Consider the following 14,866-nt stretch of genomic DNA (forward strand, 5'->3'; position numbering starts at 1 on the left):
ATGATGGTATTTGCCAGTAACGCCGTCATCGCGTTCGATGTTATGCTTGCGGCTGATACCAATAACGCCGCCTTCCATGCTACAGAAAGCACCACGCCGCACCCGTGAACGCATCCTCGAGCTGTCGCTCAGGCTGTTCAACGAGTTCGGCGAGCCGAACATCACGACGACCGTCATTGCCGAGGAGATGAACATCTCGCCCGGCAACCTGTACTACCACTTCCGCAACAAAGACGACATCGTCAACTCGATCTTCGTGCAGTTCGAGGCCGAGATCGAGCGCATCCTCACGGTGCCGGCGGGGCGCCGCTCGAACATGGAAGACGTCTGGCTCTACCTGCACCTGATGTTCGAGCTGATCTGGCGCTACCGCTTCTTCTACCGCGACCTGAACGACCTGCTGTCGCGCAACCGCAAGCTGGAGCTGCACTTCAAGGCCATCCTGGCCCACAAGATCAAGGTCGCGCGCCAGCTGTGCGAAGACCTGCGCAGCGAAAATTCGCTCGACGCCGGCGACCAGCAGATCAGCGCCATGGCCACCAACATGGTGGTCGTCGCCACCTACTGGCTGTCCTACGAATACGTGCGCAACCCGCGCAAGTACAGCGAGCAGCAGGCGATTGCCGACGCCCTGGCGCGCGGCTGCTACCAGGTGCTGTCGATGCTGGGGCCGTATTTGCGCGGCGATACGCGGCTGCTGTTCGAGAAACTCTCGGAGGAGTACCTGAAGAAGCTCCCCGAAGAAGCGCGCGACCCTTCCTGATTACTGGAACACTGATGAAATCGATTGCCGTTTACTGCGGCGCCTCGAACGGCGCCAAGCCCATCTACGCCGACGCGGCGCGCCAGTTGGCGCGCGCGCTGGTGGATCACAACATCGCCCTGGTCTACGGCGGCGGCAAGGTCGGCCTGATGGGCGTGATCGCCGACGAAGTGCTGCGCCTGGGCGGCGAGGCCACCGGCGTGATCCCGCGGGCGCTGGTCGAGCGCGAGGTCGGGCATGCAGGGCTGACGCGGCTGTTCGTGGTGAAGGACATGCACGAACGCAAGGCGATGATGGCGGATTTGTCGGAAGGCTTCATTGCCATGCCGGGCGGGTTTGGTACGCTGGAAGAGCTGTTCGAGATGGTGACCTGGGCGCAGCTGGGGATTCATGCCAAGCCGATCGGGCTGCTGAATACCGAAGGCTTCTACGATGGGCTGGTGGCGTTTGCAAGGCACCAGCAGGAAGAGGGGTTCGTGCGCCCGGCGCATGCGGCCCTGATGAATATCGATGCGGATGCCGAGGCACTGGTACGCAAGCTTCTGGACGTAGCGTGACCCGTATGGTGGGGTCTTTGAGGCCGGGGGCCTCAAAGACGAAGTGCCCACGCGGAACGTGGCGTCATTGGTAGCTTCATACCGGGCGCGCTACAAGCACCGAGACAGTGTGTCTCAAAGAATAGGCGCTAACGTCCATCCTGGGCGGCCGCCAACACCACGCATGGCGCCGGCATCAAACGGCGCCAACACGCATCATGCTTCCGCGTGGGCACAGAGTGCCCACCGTACGGGAAGCCGCCCGATTCCAGCCAGGTATCAACCCGCCAGCGCCAACGCCGCCCGCGGCTGCGACGCCACCAACTGCAAGCGCGCACACGCCCCCGGCTGCGCCACGTACTGCTCCAGCATATCCTCGATCTCGCCCGCCGTCACCGGCTTGCTGAACAAGTAGCCCTGCATCTCGTCGCACTCGTTCTCGCGCAGGAAGGCGCATTGCTGCTCGGTCTCCACGCCCTCGGCGATCACCTTTAAATTCAGCTTGTGCCCCAGCGAGATCACCGCCATCGCAATCGCCTGGTCGTCGGGATTCTCGGCCAGTTCGCTGACGAACGACTTGTCGATCTTCAGCCGGCTGATCGGGAAGCTCTTCAGCGCCGACAGGCTCGAATACCCGGTGCCGAAGTCGTCCACCGACAGCGACACGCCCATGGCCTTCAGTTCGCGCATCTTGTCGACCGCCTTCTGCAAGTCGCGCATGATCAGGCTCTCGGTCACCTCGAGTTCCAGCAGCTCCGGCGGCAGGCTTGAATCCTGCAGCGCGGCCGCCACGCGCTCGACCAGGCGCGATTCCTCGAACTGGCGCGCCGACACGTTCACCGACACGGTGATCGGTGGCAGGCCGCAGGCGCGCCAGATCTGGGCCTGGCGGCAGGCGGTGCGCACCACCCATTCGCCGATCTGCACGATCAGGCCGCTTTCCTCGGCCAGGCCGATGAAGCGCTGCGGCGACACCACGCCGTGCTCGGGATGGTGCCAGCGGATCAGCGCCTCGACGCCGAAGATGCGCCCGCTCTTCAGGTCGACCTTCGGCTGGTACAGCAGGTGGAAGCGGTTGCCCCCGGGTTTGCCGGCATCCTCGCCATCGCGCTCGATCGTCTCCTGCACCGCATGGCGCAGGCCGTCGAGCAGCACCAGCTTTTCCTCGACGCTGGCGTTCATCTCGCGCGCATAGAACTGGAAGTTGTTCGAGCCCAGGTCCTTGGCGCGGTACATCGCGGCGTCGGCGTTCATCAACAGGGCGCTGGCGTCGGCGCCGTCGCGCGGGTACATCACCACGCCCATGCTGCAGCTGACCTGCACCGCCTGGCCGGCCACCTGTACCGGCTCGGTCACGGCCACGCGGATCTTTTCCAGCAGCGGCGTGAGCGCCAGCGGGTCCTGGCCCTGGTCGGGCAGCAGGATCACGAATTCGTCGCCGCCGAAGCGCGCCAGGGTGTCGTTGCGGCGCAGGCAGGCGCCCATGCGCTTGCTGACTACCTTCAGCAGTTCGTCGCCGGCCTTGTGGCCGAGGCCATCGTTGACCAGCTTGAAGCCGTCCAGGTCGACAAAGGCCAGGGCCACGCCGCTGCCGGCGCGCGCCGCGTTGCGGATCGCCTGGTCGATGCGGTCGTGCATCAGGTTACGGTTCGGCAGGCCGGTGAGTTCGTCGTGGTGCGCCATGTGGAAGATGCGCTCCTCGGCCAGCTTGCGCTCGGTGATGTCGCGCACGATGGCGACGATGCCGTCTTCCACCGGCACCACCTGGCGCTGCAGCCAGCGGCCCCGGGCCGCGACCGAGGCCGCCAGCCATTCGCCCTCGCGCGCCTGGCCGGTGGTAACGACCAGCGCCATGTCGTCGAAGATGCCGTTCTCGCGGTAGTACGGCAGCAGCACGCACAGGCGCTGGCCGCGCAGGGCCTCGCTGCTCATGCCGAAGATGGCCTCGGCCGCGGTGTTGGTGGCCTCGATCTCGAAGTCGGCGACCTGGCCGCGGGCGTCGCGCACCGTGCGCATCACGCAAAACGCGTCCAGGCTGCCCTCGGAGGCGGCGGCATAGGTTTCCTGGGCGCGGCGGGCGCGCCGGCGCGCCTTGGCCAGCTGCCACGACCACACCGAGATCATCGCCACCACCACCACCAGCAGGGCGCTGGCGCCGCCTGCCACCAGCAGCCAGGTGCGGCGCGTGGCCTCGAAGGGCGCGAACTGTTCGTCCTGCGCCAGGCCGACCACGATCGCCAGCGGGAAGCCGTGCAGGCGCTGGACGCCGGTGTAGCGCACCACGCCGTCGGGCGTGCCCTGGCGCAGCGCAATGCTGCCATGCGCGGCGCCCGGCGCGCCGTGGCCCAGTTCGATGCGCTGGCCCCAGCTGATGCTGTCGCCGATGCGCAGGGCGCGCATCACGCCATCCAGGCCGGCCAGGCCCAGCATGCCGCGCTCGCCGTCGCGCCCGTGCTCGTAGGCGCTGGTGAAATAGGCCGGGTCGACTTCGACGATGGCAATCCCGGCGAAGCGCCCGGCGTCGTCGTTGATGCGGCGCGTGAAATGCAGGTGCGGCTCGGCCTTGGCGGCGTCGGCCACGGTGGCGCTGACGAAGGGTTCGCCCTCGTCGTTGTCGCGGTGGTAGAGGAAGTAGGCGGCGTTCGAGACGTCCAGGCCGTCTCCAGCGGCGCCGTCGTCCGGGTTGCTGGCGACGATGCGCCCGCCGCGGTCGGCCACCGCCACCACGAACACCAGGCCGGGCGGCAGCAGGCCCTGTTCGCGCAGCGCCGGGATCGCGCCTTGCGTGCCTTTCATCTCGACCGCGTACTTCAGCACCTTCAGGGTCTGGTCGATGCCGTTCAGGCTGCGCGCCATCTGGGCCTCGTAGGTGTCGAGGCGCTCCTGGGTGGCGCTGTGTGCGGCAACGGCGGTGGCATCGCGTTCCGAATCGATCAGGCGCAGGGTCAGCGTCCACATCGCCGCCACCAGCAGCAGTGCGAACACCGGCAGGGCGATATGGGTTTCCAGGCCGCGCCCGAGCCAGCGCGTGAGGCGGGCGCGGCGCGCCAGGCGTTGTGCTTTTGCTTGAATGCTTGGCATACGGTCTCTCAATGCACCAGCAGGACCTGGCGTACGCTCGGGTCGAGCGCCTCGCGGTCGATGTAGCCGATCAGGCCCGGGTCGTCGGCCACGGCGCGGCGCACGGCGGCGCTGTCCTGCAGTTCGCGCGGCGGCTGGCCGCGCCCGGTGAAGACCAGCTTCGACCAGTGGGCCTTGAGCAGGGCCGGGGTCTTGCCGGTCACGCGCAGGTAGAACTGGTTGCGTTCGTTCGAGCCGATCGGCTGGTCGAGGGCGGTGGCCAGGGCGCCGCCGGGAAAGCGCGCGCTCTGGCCGAGGAAGATCGCGGCCACCTGGTCGGGGCGCAGCGCGTCGACGCTGCTGCGCGCGGACACGATCACGACCAGGTCGCCGGCTTGCGCGGCGGCGCACGTGAGGGCAAGGGCGAGGGCGGCGCCGAGCAGCTTGGCTGCGGTAGTCGTCATGGCAGCCTCAGAACACGAAGTCGAGCGCGGCACTGGCCACGTGCGCGGTGTGGCCGGAACGGAAGTCCTGGCCCAGGTTCATCATCGTGCCGCGCGAGCCGGCGCGCGGGGTCACGCGGTCGTACTGCAGCTTGAAGGCGAGGTTCGGCGCGGCGTCCCAGCGCAGGCCGGCGCTGACGGTCGACTGCGAGGCGATGGTGCGCAGCAGCTTGTCGAGCACCAGGTTCAGTTCGCCGGCCGCGGCGGCATGCGGCGGCGCCAGGCCGTCGAGCGCCAGCGCGTGCGGGCCGGGCGGCTTTTTGCCCCCGATGCGCGCGTAGCCGACGAAGGGCGTCAGCGCGCCATGGCGGTAGCCGCTGCTGGCGTAGAAGGAATTCGTGGTGCCGAGGAAGGAGTCGACCCGGTAGTGGCCCACCTCGGCCAGCACGAACCATTTGCCCGGGTCGTAGTTCATGCCGATGCTGGCAGCGTTGGCGCGCTTGCGTTCGGTGGCGATGGCGTCGGCCACCTGCGCACCCTGGCTGCCGAAGGCGCGCAGGCCGGCGAACAGTTCCGGGTACAGCGACACCGTCAGGCGCGTGGTGATGAGCGAGGCGCGCAGGCTCAGGTCGCCGAGTTCGACGGTCTGCGACAGGCCGGCGATGCCGCTGCCGCGCAGGCGCGCGCCCTGGTACAGCGCCATGTCGGTGTGCCCGGCAAAGGCCTGGGTGGTGCCGCGCAGGGTTTCGCCGTTCCAGTGCCAGGTCAGGTCGGCGCCGTCGCTGCTGGAGATCGGCACCGCGCCATACAGCTCGACCGGCGTGCGCACCCAAGGGTAGGCATAGCCAACCTTGCGGTAGTCGGCGGCGACGAACATCGGCAGCGCGATACGGCCCACGCGCAGCGCCAGTTCCGGCGTGGCCTGGTATTTCACGTTGGCCCATTCCACGCGCGGGCGGTAGCTGTAGTCCAGGCGCTGCTCGGACACCACCTGCAGCACCGCCGACCAGCGCGGGTTCACCTGCAAATCGAGCTGGGCGCCCAGCCGGCTGTCGACGGCAGCGCTCCAGTCGTGGCTGCGGCCGGCGCCGTCGGCCTTCAACACCGAGGAACTGTAGTCGGCCTGCCGTTCGCTCGAGTGCACCGCGCCGAGCGTGCCGAAGCCGGACAGCTTCCACACCGGAGCTGCGTCCTCGGCCGCACAGGCGGCGCCAGTCATCAAACATGCCAGCAGGCTGGCGCGCACGGCGCAGGGCAAACCCTTGCCAGGAAAATGGATGGGGTACATGGTTTCGTTGTTCTCATGGGTCCCTCGCTGCGCACGGGCGGCGAAGGGAAGAAGGCGGCGCGGCCAGTGGGGCCGGTGCTGCGTTGCCGGCGAGACGGCGCTGTGCCTGGGGCACGGACCGACTTTAGCGAACGCGTCCCCAAAAGTCGATAAATTTACGTGTGGAAACGCCAGCGACAGACTTGGCCGTTGTGATGCGGCAACGAGTGTTGTTGAACATGTATCGTACGGGCATGGCGGCTGTTGTCGTATGCAAAACGGACAGTTGCGCCGGACAGCGCTGTCCGGATCGGCGCATGCCCTGGCGATTCGCCAGTGGCCGCAATACCAAGTATGATGGCAGGAACGGGCATGCGCCTTCCACGAGTTGTATTTCCATCCTGTTCCGATGCGCCGCTGGGTCCTCATCATTCTGCTGCTGGTCTATCCGCTCCAGGTCGCCCTGGCCATGGCGGACCAGTGCTGCGTGACGACGCCGAACGGCGTCACCCACCACGTGGCCGAGGGAGAGCCGGGCGCCGCTACGTTCGAGCCGGCCTTCGTGGCCGACGACGGCGCGTCCCTGCTGGCCGATCCGCATTGCCCGTCCTGCATGCTCGGGCACATCATCTACCTTCCCCCGGGCGACACGGCCGTGCCGGGCCAGCGCCACGAATCGACGCCGGTCGCCGGCGTGTCTCCCTTCCTGAGTTCGCCCCCGGCGGCCCGTCCCGAACGCCCCAAGTGGCCTGCGCGCGCCGGGTAGCGCGCAGGATGCTTGAAAAGCGGAGCCAGCCGGCTCCCGCCCGCCTGCGCGCCTGATTTCCATTTTCATCAGGAGCCAAGCATGACATACCACCCCTTGCGGCATCTCGCCGCCGGGATCGTGGCGGCGTGGGCGTTCGGCGGTGCAGCCGCCGCGCCCCAGCAGCCCGAACCCATAGACCTGCCCGGCGCGATCCGTCTCGCCCTCGACGGCCCGCGCCTGCGCGCCGCCGGCCACGAAGCCGCTGCCAGTGCCGCCGAGGCCGCGCAAGCCGGCCGCTACCCGAATCCCACCCTGGAATACCTGCGCGAAGGCGAGCAGGCCGGCACCCGCACTACCACCGTCCAGATCAGCCAGCCGATCGAACTGGGCGGCAAGCGGCGCGCCCGCGTGGCCCTTGCCGGCAGCACGGCGGCGCAGGCCAGGGACGAACTGGCGGCGCTGCGCCAGGAAGTGCGCGCCGAGGCCATCGCCGCCTGGTACGGCGTGCGCACGGCCCAGGAGCGCCAGGCGCTGGCGCAGGCGCTGTCGGACCTGGCCGGCAAGAGCATCAATGTGGCCGCACGCCAGGTCGCGGCCGGCAAGGTCTCGCCGATCGACGAAACCCGTGCCCGCCTGGCCGCGGCCGAGGCGCGCACGGAACTGAACGCCGCTAGCGCCGACCTGGCCGTTGCGCGCACCCGCCTCGGCGCCCTGGTCGGACGGCCGGGCGAGGCTTTGGTGCTGGCGCCCGGCGACGACGCGCCGCTGCCCGCCCTGAAGCCGCTGCCGGCGCTGCTGGCCGAGGCCGCGAAGTCGCTGCCGGTGCGGCGCGCGCGCGGCCAGCTGGCGGCGCAGGAAGCCCAGGCGCAGGTGGAACGCGCCGCGCGCCTGCCTGACCTGACGCTCACCGTCGGCAGCCAGAAAACCGACGACATGGGCCGGCGCCAGGCCGTGGTCGGCGTCTCGCTGCCGCTGCCGCTGTTCAACCGCAACGAAGGCAAATTGCTGGCGGCGCTGCGCCGCAGCGACAAGGCGCGCGACGCGCTGGCCGCCGCCGAAACGGACGCCGCGGCCGAACTTGGCGCCGCGTACACCCGCTACGAGCAGGCGCGGTTTGACGCGGACCTGCTGCGCGCCGAGGTGATCCCGAGCGCACGCTCGGCCTATGAACTGACCTTGACCGGCTTCGAGCACGGCAAGTTCGCCTTCCTCGACGTGCTCGACGCCCAGCGCACCTGGGCCCGGGTCCAGTCGCGCCAGTGGGCCGCCACCCAGGAAGCCTGGCGTGCCTGGGCCGACATCGCGCGCCTCGCCGGCGCCGCCATCGAACAAGAAGGACGGGAACAACCATGAACCGGAAACAGACCATCACGATCGCGCTGATGTGCGCGGTCGCCGCCCTCCTTGTCGCGCTGATGCTGTGGCGCCAGCCGGGCGCGCCGGGCAATGCCAGGAGCAGTACGCCAAGCGGCAGCGAGCACGCCGGCCACGCCGATTCGCACGGCCACGACGACCGCCACGAGGATCGCCACGACGATGCGCCAGGCGTCGCGCTCGCCCATGCGGACGAGGACGAGCGCGCCATCGCCATGAGCGCGGCGCAGATCAAGACCGCCGGCAGCGCCATCGACAACGCGAAGCCCGCCCTGATCCAGGAACGCCTGCACCTGCCGGCGCAGGTGAAAGCCAACGCCGAACGCAGCGTGGCGCTGGCCGCACCGGCCGCCGGCATCGTGCAGTCGGTGCTGGTGTCGAACGGCGCTGTTGTGAAGAAGGGGCAGGCGCTGCTGACGCTGAACAGCCCGGCGGTGGCCGGCTGGCGCGCCGATGCCGCCGCCGCCCGCGCCCGCCTGGCACTCGCGCAGACGGTGCAGGCGCGCGAGCAAACCCTGTGGGAGCAGGGCATCTCGGCGCGCCAGGACCTGGACGCCGCCCAGGCCGCGCTGCAGGAAGCGCGCATCGCCGCCGCAGTTGCCAGGAGCCGCCTCGATGCGCTCGGCATCGGGGCAGGGCGCGGCGCTGCGTCCGACAGCGTCTCCAGCACCGTCACCCTGCGCGCCCCGTATGACGGCGTGGTGGTCGAGCGTCCGGTCGTCGCCGGCCAGTCGGTCGACGAAACGCGGCTGCTGCTGACCGTGGCCGATTTGTCGCAGGTGTGGGTGGAAGCGGCGGTGCCGGGCGTAAACCTGGCCCAGGTGAGCGCGGGCATGCCGGCCAGGGTGAGCATCGCCGCCCAGCCGCGCGAACTCGAAGGGACGGTCTCGTTCGTCGGCCCGGTGCTGGGCGAAGCTACGCGCATGGCCACGGCGCGCGTGATCCTGCCGAACCGCGACGGACGCCTGCGCCCCGGCATGCTGGCCGACGTCGACCTGATGGGCCAGCCGGGGGAGGTGGCGGTGACGGTGGCCGCCGATGCGGTGCAGACGGTGCACGAGCGCAGCGTGGTCTTCGTGCGGACAGGCACGGGATTCCGCGCCCAGGACGTGAGCACAGGCCGTTCCGACGGCAAGCGCACCGAGATAGTAAAAGGGCTGGACGCAGGCACGCCGTATGCCAGCGCCGGCAGTTTCGTGCTCAAGGCCGATCTCGGCAAGGGCGAAGCCGAGCACGATCACTGAAGGGTAGCCATGTTCCAGCAACTCATTGCATTTGCCATCGCGCGGCGCTGGCTGGTGGTCTTTGCCGCCCTCTGCCTGGCCGGCCTCGGCGTGTACCACTATGGCCGCCTGCCGATCGACGCGGTCCCGGACATCACCAACGTGCAGGTCCAGATCAACACCGGCGCGCCCGGCTATTCGCCGCTCGAAGTCGAGCAGCGCATCACCTTCCCGATCGAGACCGTGATGAGCGGCCTGCCCGGCCTCGAGCAGACCCGTTCGCTGTCGAAGTACGGCCTGTCGCAGGTGACCGTGGTGTTCGAGGACGGCACCGACATCTACTTTGCGCGCCAACTGGTGAACGAGCGCCTGCAAGGGGCCAGGGCCGCGCTGCCCCCGGGCCTGGAGCCGGGCATGGGGCCGACCGCCACCGGCCTCGGCGAAATCTTCTACTGGACGGTGGAAGCAAAGGAAGGCGCGCGCAAGCCCGATGGCAGGCCCTACACGCCGCAGGACCTGCGCGAAATCCAGGACTGGATCGTCGCGCCCCAGTTGCGCGGCGTGCCCGGCGTGACCGAGGTGAACACCATCGGCGGCTACCTGAAGGAATACCAGGTGGCGCCGAACATGGAGCGCCTGGCCGCGCACGGCCTGTCGCTGGCCACGCTGGTGAACGCCATCGACCGCAACAACGCGAGTGCCGGCGCCGGCTACATCGAGCGCGGCGGCGAGCAGTTCGTGGTGCGCACGCCGGGGCAGGTCAAGTCGCTCGACGAGATCCGCAACATCGTGCTCGACGTGGTCGAGGGTGCGCCGATCCACGTCGACGACGTGGCCGAGGTCCAGTACGGACGCGAGCTGCGCACCGGCGCCGCCACCGAGAACGGGCGCGAAGTCGTGCTGGGCGCGGTGTTCATGCTGATCGGCGAGAACAGCCGCGCCGTGGCCGAAGCCGCGCGCAACAAGCTGGCGCTGGTGAACCGCTCGCTGCCGGCCGGCGTGCAGGCCTTGCCCGTGTACGACCGCTCGGTGCTGGTGAACAAGGCGATCGCCACTGTGCGCGACAACCTGGTCGAAGGCGCGCTGCTGGTGGTGGCGATCCTCTTCCTCTTCCTCGGCAATCTGCGCGCGGCCCTGATCACGGCGCTGGTGATCCCGCTGACCATGCTGATGGTGTTCACGGGGATGGTGCAGGCCGGCGTCAGCGCCAATCTGATGAGCCTGGGCGCGCTCGACTTCGGCATCATCGTCGACGGCGCGGTGGTGATCGTCGAGAACTGCATCCGCCGGCTCGGGCTGGCGCAGGCGGCACGGGGCAGGGTGCTCACGCGCGAGGAACGCTTTGCCGAAGTGGCGGCGGCCGCGCTTGAAGCGCGCCGGCCGCTGCTGTTCGGGCAGCTGATCATCATGACCGTCTACCTGCCGATCTTCGCGCTGTCCGGCATCGAGGGGCGCATGTTCCATCCGATGGCGATCACCGTGGTCATGGCCCTGGCGGCGGCGATGATCCTGTCGGTGACCTTCGTGCCGGCGGCCGTCGCCCTGTTCGTGAACAAGGCCGTGCCCGAGCACGAGAACCGCATCATGGACCGTGCGCGCGGCCTGTACCGGCGCATGCTCGACTGGGTGTTGCGCAACCGGCCGGTGGCCCTGAGCTTCGCCTTGCTGAGTGTGCTGCTGTGCGGCGTGCTGGCCACGCGCCTCGGTACCGAGTTCGCGCCGAACCTCGATGAAGGCGACCTCGCCGTGCTGACGATGCGCATTCCCGGCACCAGCCTGTCGCAGTCGGTGGCGATGCAGCAGGGGCTGGAAAGCGCGCTGCTGAAGGAGTTCCCCGAGATCGAGCGGGTGTTCGCGCGCATCGGCACCTCGGAAGTGGCGACTGACCCGATGCCGCCGAATGCGGCCGACAGCTACATCATGCTGCGCCCGCGCGCCCAGTGGCCGCAGCCGCGCAAGACGCATGCCCAGCTGGTGGAAGCCATTACCGAGGCGGCGAACCGCATCCCCGGCAACAGCTACGAGTTCTCGCAGCCGATCCAGCTGCGCTTCAACGAGCTGATCTCCGGCGTGCGCAGCGACGTGGCGGTGAAGGTGTTCGGCGACGACACCGAGGCGATGGAAGCCACGGCGCGGCAGGTGGCGCGCGTGCTGGGCGGCGTGCGCGGGGCGGTCGAGGTGAAGGTCGAGCAGACCGAAGGCCTGCCGGCGCTGACCCTCACGGTGGACCGCATCAAGGCCGCGCGCTACGGCCTGAACGTGGCCGACGTGCAGGACGTGTTCGGCACCCTGGTCGGCGGGCGCGATGTCGGCATGGTGTTCGAGGGCGACCGCCGCTTCGCCATCACCGTGCGCCTGCCTGAAGGGCCGCGCAACGACATCGACAGCCTGCGCCAGCTGCCGATCGCGCTGCCGCCGGTGAACGGGCACGCGGCCAGCATTCCGCTGTCCGAGATCGGCACGCTGGCCTTCGTGCCGGAGGCGAACCAGGTCAGCCGCGAGAACGGCAAGCGCCGCATCGTGGTGACGGCCAACGTGCGCGGGCGCGACCTCGGCTCCTTTGTCGGCGAGCTCGATGCCGCGCTGGCGAAGGTGAAGCTGCCTGCCGGGACCTGGCTCAGCCTGGGCGGGCAGTTCGAGAACCTGCAGGCGGCCAGCAAGCGCCTGGGCCTGGTGATCCCGGCGGCGCTGGCGCTGGTGTTCGCATTGCTGTACCTGATGTTCAACAGCGTGAAGGATGGGCTGCTGGTGTTCAGCGGGATTCCGTTCGCGATGACCGGCGGCGTGCTGGCGCTATGGCTGCGCGGGCTGCCGCTGTCGATCTCGGCGGCGGTGGGCTTCATCGCGCTGTCGGGCGTGGCGGTGCTGAACGGGCTGGTGATGATCTCGTTCGTGCGCGGCCTGCGCGAGCAGGGGCATGCGCCGGAACCGGCGATGCGCGAAGGGGCCGAGGTGCGCTTGCGGGCGGTCCTGATGACGGCGCTGGTGGCCTCGCTCGGCTTCCTGCCGATGGCGCTGGCGACCAGTACCGGGGCCGAGGTGCAGCGGCCGCTGGCGACCGTGGTGATCGGCGGGATCCTGTCGTCGACGGCCCTGACCTTGCTGATCCTGCCGGCCTTGTACACCTGGGTGCATGGGGTCAAGGGCAGGCGCCGGAGCGTGAACCTGAGGTAATGTGAAACTGTGCACCGGTGGGGGAGCGCCGGTGCTAGCGGTTTCGGCTCCATAGCCGTAACAACAGCGATGTGACAGCCACCGAACCGATGAACACTCCGCCAGATATGCTCATCCATGTTCTGTAGGCCATTGCGTTATCGAAGACGGATAGCGCAACGATCACCGTCGCAAAGAAAGCAACGCTAAGCGATATGATCCCTCGACGCCATTCGCCCGGGAGGGGGGCAGGCAACAAGAGAAGAGAGAATGTGACTACCGACGCGAGCAATGCAGAAACACCGATATCGATGGCCGCATCCCTTTCAAGCTCCCGAGGACTGGGAACAATGCAGGTCATGTACAGGAATGTGAATTCGACCAGTCCGGCCCCAAGTGCGATTGGAATTCGTCGAACTGTCGCCGTGTGGCCTTGCCGGTATTTCAGGACAAGGTAAGTGATGACTGCCGTGCTAATGAATGTCATGAAGAGAATGGCAGTCGCCATGTCCAAGTTCAAGGCAGGGGTCAGCTGGTGCCCTATCAGCAGGTTAAGCACGGTCACAAAGAAGGCCACACCAAGCGAGATGAGTGCTTTCATGCGAAAGGCTCTGCTGAAGGACAGTTGAAGTACATGCCTGCCTTGCTACCGCCTGCCCGCACAACTTCCTCCACAAACGAAGCGCAGTTGTTCGGCAAGATTAACCACAGCCATTGTTTCTCCATCAGGTCATGGAGCTTTTCATGAGCGCCGCGAGGATTGGACAGCTTGACAATCCAGCGTCGGATTTCGTGCTTGCCAGTCTCTTTCAGATAACGCTGGTAGCCGCTCTCATGCATGAATTTAGGCAAGCTATTACGTCCTGCTACGTGGAAGTACCATGAATCGCCAACATGGAGCAAGGCATGGCCGCAGAAGTTTGGGCCATCGCCCGACACAATGACAGCACACGTGTGCTTGAAGTCGGTATAGTCGAGTGGGCAGAGAATCATTTCATCGCCTTCATAGGGTACAGACATCATCGGCCCCTGTTAGCAGACCTTGTTGGCGCTGCAATCCCAGCCGCCCATGGTGCTACCCTGTGCACCGCCCCGGATGCTCTGGCGTGTGTAGTTCCACTTGATTTTCGCGTAAGCCAACTGGACCCGCTCTTGAATGACACCGCCGTTACCGCTGTCGGGGGAGATGTTTGCAATCATCAAGTTCTCCAGCTCGATCTTGAAGTACGGGATCGGTTTGCCATCGCTGTCGGCCCTCATGAATTCAAAGGTGGCCTTTGCAATCGTTTTCCCCGCCGCACAGGTTTGCAGCAGGACAGGCGAGGCGATGTCGGCCAGCTTCTGGAAGGTGATCGGGTGAAGCTCGGCTCTACCACTGGTCAAGCCACCAGCGGTTGAAACCGTCTCGGCTCGCGGCTGGTGAATCGCGTACAAAACATTGCTTACTTCGATCCAGTTCTTGTGGCGGTCGTCTTCCGACTCCCCGTTGATCCCTTCGATCTTCAGGTATGCGTCAATCATGCCGTTCTCCATTGTAAGTTGGTTAACTGGCTGATTCTGGCTCGCTTACGGCGTTTCGAAGTTGGGAGGGGTCAAGTACTCAAGAGAGGGGAGTCAACAGAGGGCGTTTCCACAACCTGGAATTTCCTATAAAAAAATTCTGGAGTTCGTGCGTAGAAGGCGTTCCGGAGTCGCGGATATGAAAGATAGATCTGGAAGAGAGGGGTCGGCTAACAATCGAAAAGCTTGATGTTTCGACTGCGGTTTTTAGTGGGAAATGGCCGAGGATTTAAAGAGGCGGAGGGCGATCCAAACTATCACGGCACGGCGAGTTATCGTGTCGAACCGACCGTAAAACGCTTCGTTTGGCTTGCCCTACGCGCATTTTGCGATCACTTTTGCCGAGGAAGCGAATTGATCAGCGCTTCCTTGGACCTGGTCCTCGCTGTACTCATTGAAATATCCGCCGGCTCGGCTGCTGTCTGCCTTTATGGCAAATTCAAATCCATGCCCAGCTTCGTGGCAAGGAGCCAGGTGCCGTACACCAGGACCAGGACCAGCACCACGAAGATGACGGTGATCCTGGCGGCCGTGCGCAGCACCGCGCGCCGCTCGGTATGCCTGCCTTTCTTTCCCTGGTCGTAATGCCATTTGATGGCGAAGAACATCCCCGTGCCGAGCACGAGGAACTTGAACGCAAAGGCGAGTATCGGGAACCATTCCATGATGTGTGTATTTCCAGGCTATGTTGACGCTATCTATCGTGCGCAGCACCACGGTGGCTGGGGTGGAACGGTGG

General features: G+C 66.9%; 13 protein-coding genes. 6 read left to right on the forward strand and 7 right to left on the reverse strand.

What is annotated here, in order from left to right:
- Nucleotides 1-76: 76 nt before the first annotated feature.
- Nucleotides 77-763: a TetR/AcrR family transcriptional regulator gene (locus ACWYRN_RS17900; protein WP_229439637.1), complete on the forward strand. Its 687-nt coding sequence runs from the start codon at nt 77-79 to the stop codon at nt 761-763.
- A 14-nt stretch (nt 764-777) separates the two neighbouring features.
- Nucleotides 778-1,320: an LOG family protein gene (locus tag ACWYRN_RS17905; RefSeq protein ID WP_488688905.1), complete on the forward strand. Its 543-nt coding sequence runs from the start codon at nt 778-780 to the stop codon at nt 1,318-1,320.
- 258 nt (nt 1,321-1,578) lie between these two features.
- Here the strand turns inward: ACWYRN_RS17905 and ACWYRN_RS17910 are convergent, their stop codons facing one another.
- The 3 genes from ACWYRN_RS17910 to ACWYRN_RS17920 are packed head-to-tail and all read right to left on the reverse strand — an operon-like array spanning nt 1,579 to nt 6,090.
- Complete coding sequence (locus tag ACWYRN_RS17910; RefSeq protein WP_488688906.1) at nt 1,579-4,380, reverse strand: bifunctional diguanylate cyclase/phosphodiesterase; 2,802 nt, start codon at nt 4,378-4,380, stop codon at nt 1,579-1,581.
- 8 nt (nt 4,381-4,388) lie between these two features.
- The gene (locus ACWYRN_RS17915) at nt 4,389-4,823 is read right to left on the reverse strand and encodes a phosphate ABC transporter substrate-binding protein (protein ID WP_488688907.1); all 435 of its coding nucleotides are present in this window, start codon (nt 4,821-4,823) and stop codon (nt 4,389-4,391) included.
- 7 nt (nt 4,824-4,830) lie between these two features.
- Nucleotides 4,831-6,090, reverse strand: a complete 1,260-nt coding sequence (locus ACWYRN_RS17920) for a hypothetical protein (protein WP_488688908.1) — start codon at nt 6,088-6,090, stop codon at nt 4,831-4,833.
- A 388-nt stretch (nt 6,091-6,478) separates the two neighbouring features.
- Here ACWYRN_RS17920 and ACWYRN_RS17925 point away from each other — a divergent pair, with 388 nt between their 5' ends.
- The 4 genes from ACWYRN_RS17925 to ACWYRN_RS17940 all read left to right on the forward strand — a co-directional run bounded on the left by ACWYRN_RS17925 (nt 6,479) and on the right by ACWYRN_RS17940 (nt 12,588).
- Nucleotides 6,479-6,835 carry a hypothetical protein gene (locus tag ACWYRN_RS17925; RefSeq protein ID WP_488688909.1) on the forward strand — a complete coding sequence of 119 codons (357 nt, stop codon included), beginning with the start codon at nt 6,479-6,481 and terminating at the stop codon, nt 6,833-6,835.
- A gap of 81 nt (nt 6,836-6,916) precedes the next feature.
- Entirely contained in the window at nt 6,917-8,170 is a 1,254-nt protein-coding gene (locus tag ACWYRN_RS17930; RefSeq protein WP_488688910.1) for a TolC family protein, read from the forward strand.
- Nucleotides 8,167-9,435 (forward strand): efflux RND transporter periplasmic adaptor subunit, encoded by a 1,269-nt coding sequence (locus tag ACWYRN_RS17935; protein ID WP_488688911.1) that lies wholly within the window; start codon nt 8,167-8,169, stop codon nt 9,433-9,435. The genes ACWYRN_RS17930 and ACWYRN_RS17935 overlap by 4 nt, the downstream gene beginning before the upstream one ends.
- A 9-nt stretch (nt 9,436-9,444) precedes the next feature.
- Entirely contained in the window at nt 9,445-12,588 is a 3,144-nt protein-coding gene (locus ACWYRN_RS17940; protein WP_488688912.1) for an efflux RND transporter permease subunit, read from the forward strand.
- A 34-nt stretch (nt 12,589-12,622) separates the two neighbouring features.
- Here the strand turns inward: ACWYRN_RS17940 and ACWYRN_RS17945 are convergent, their stop codons facing one another.
- The 4 genes from ACWYRN_RS17945 to ACWYRN_RS17960 form a co-directional block, all read right to left on the reverse strand.
- Nucleotides 12,623-13,168, reverse strand: coding sequence for a hypothetical protein (locus tag ACWYRN_RS17945; RefSeq protein ID WP_488688913.1), 546 nt, complete (start codon nt 13,166-13,168; stop codon nt 12,623-12,625).
- Complete coding sequence (locus tag ACWYRN_RS17950; protein WP_488688914.1) at nt 13,165-13,590, reverse strand: hypothetical protein; 426 nt, start codon at nt 13,588-13,590, stop codon at nt 13,165-13,167. Before ACWYRN_RS17950 ends, ACWYRN_RS17945 begins: the two co-directional genes overlap by 4 nt.
- 9 nt (nt 13,591-13,599) lie before the next feature.
- Entirely contained in the window at nt 13,600-14,088 is a 489-nt protein-coding gene (locus tag ACWYRN_RS17955; protein ID WP_488688915.1) for an Hcp family type VI secretion system effector, read from the reverse strand.
- A gap of 467 nt (nt 14,089-14,555) precedes the next feature.
- Nucleotides 14,556-14,792 (reverse strand): hypothetical protein, encoded by a 237-nt coding sequence (locus ACWYRN_RS17960; protein ID WP_488688916.1) that lies wholly within the window; start codon nt 14,790-14,792, stop codon nt 14,556-14,558.
- Nucleotides 14,793-14,866: the final 74 nt, after the last annotated feature.

The sequence above is a fragment of the Massilia sp. BAP21 genome (assembly GCF_057801335.1).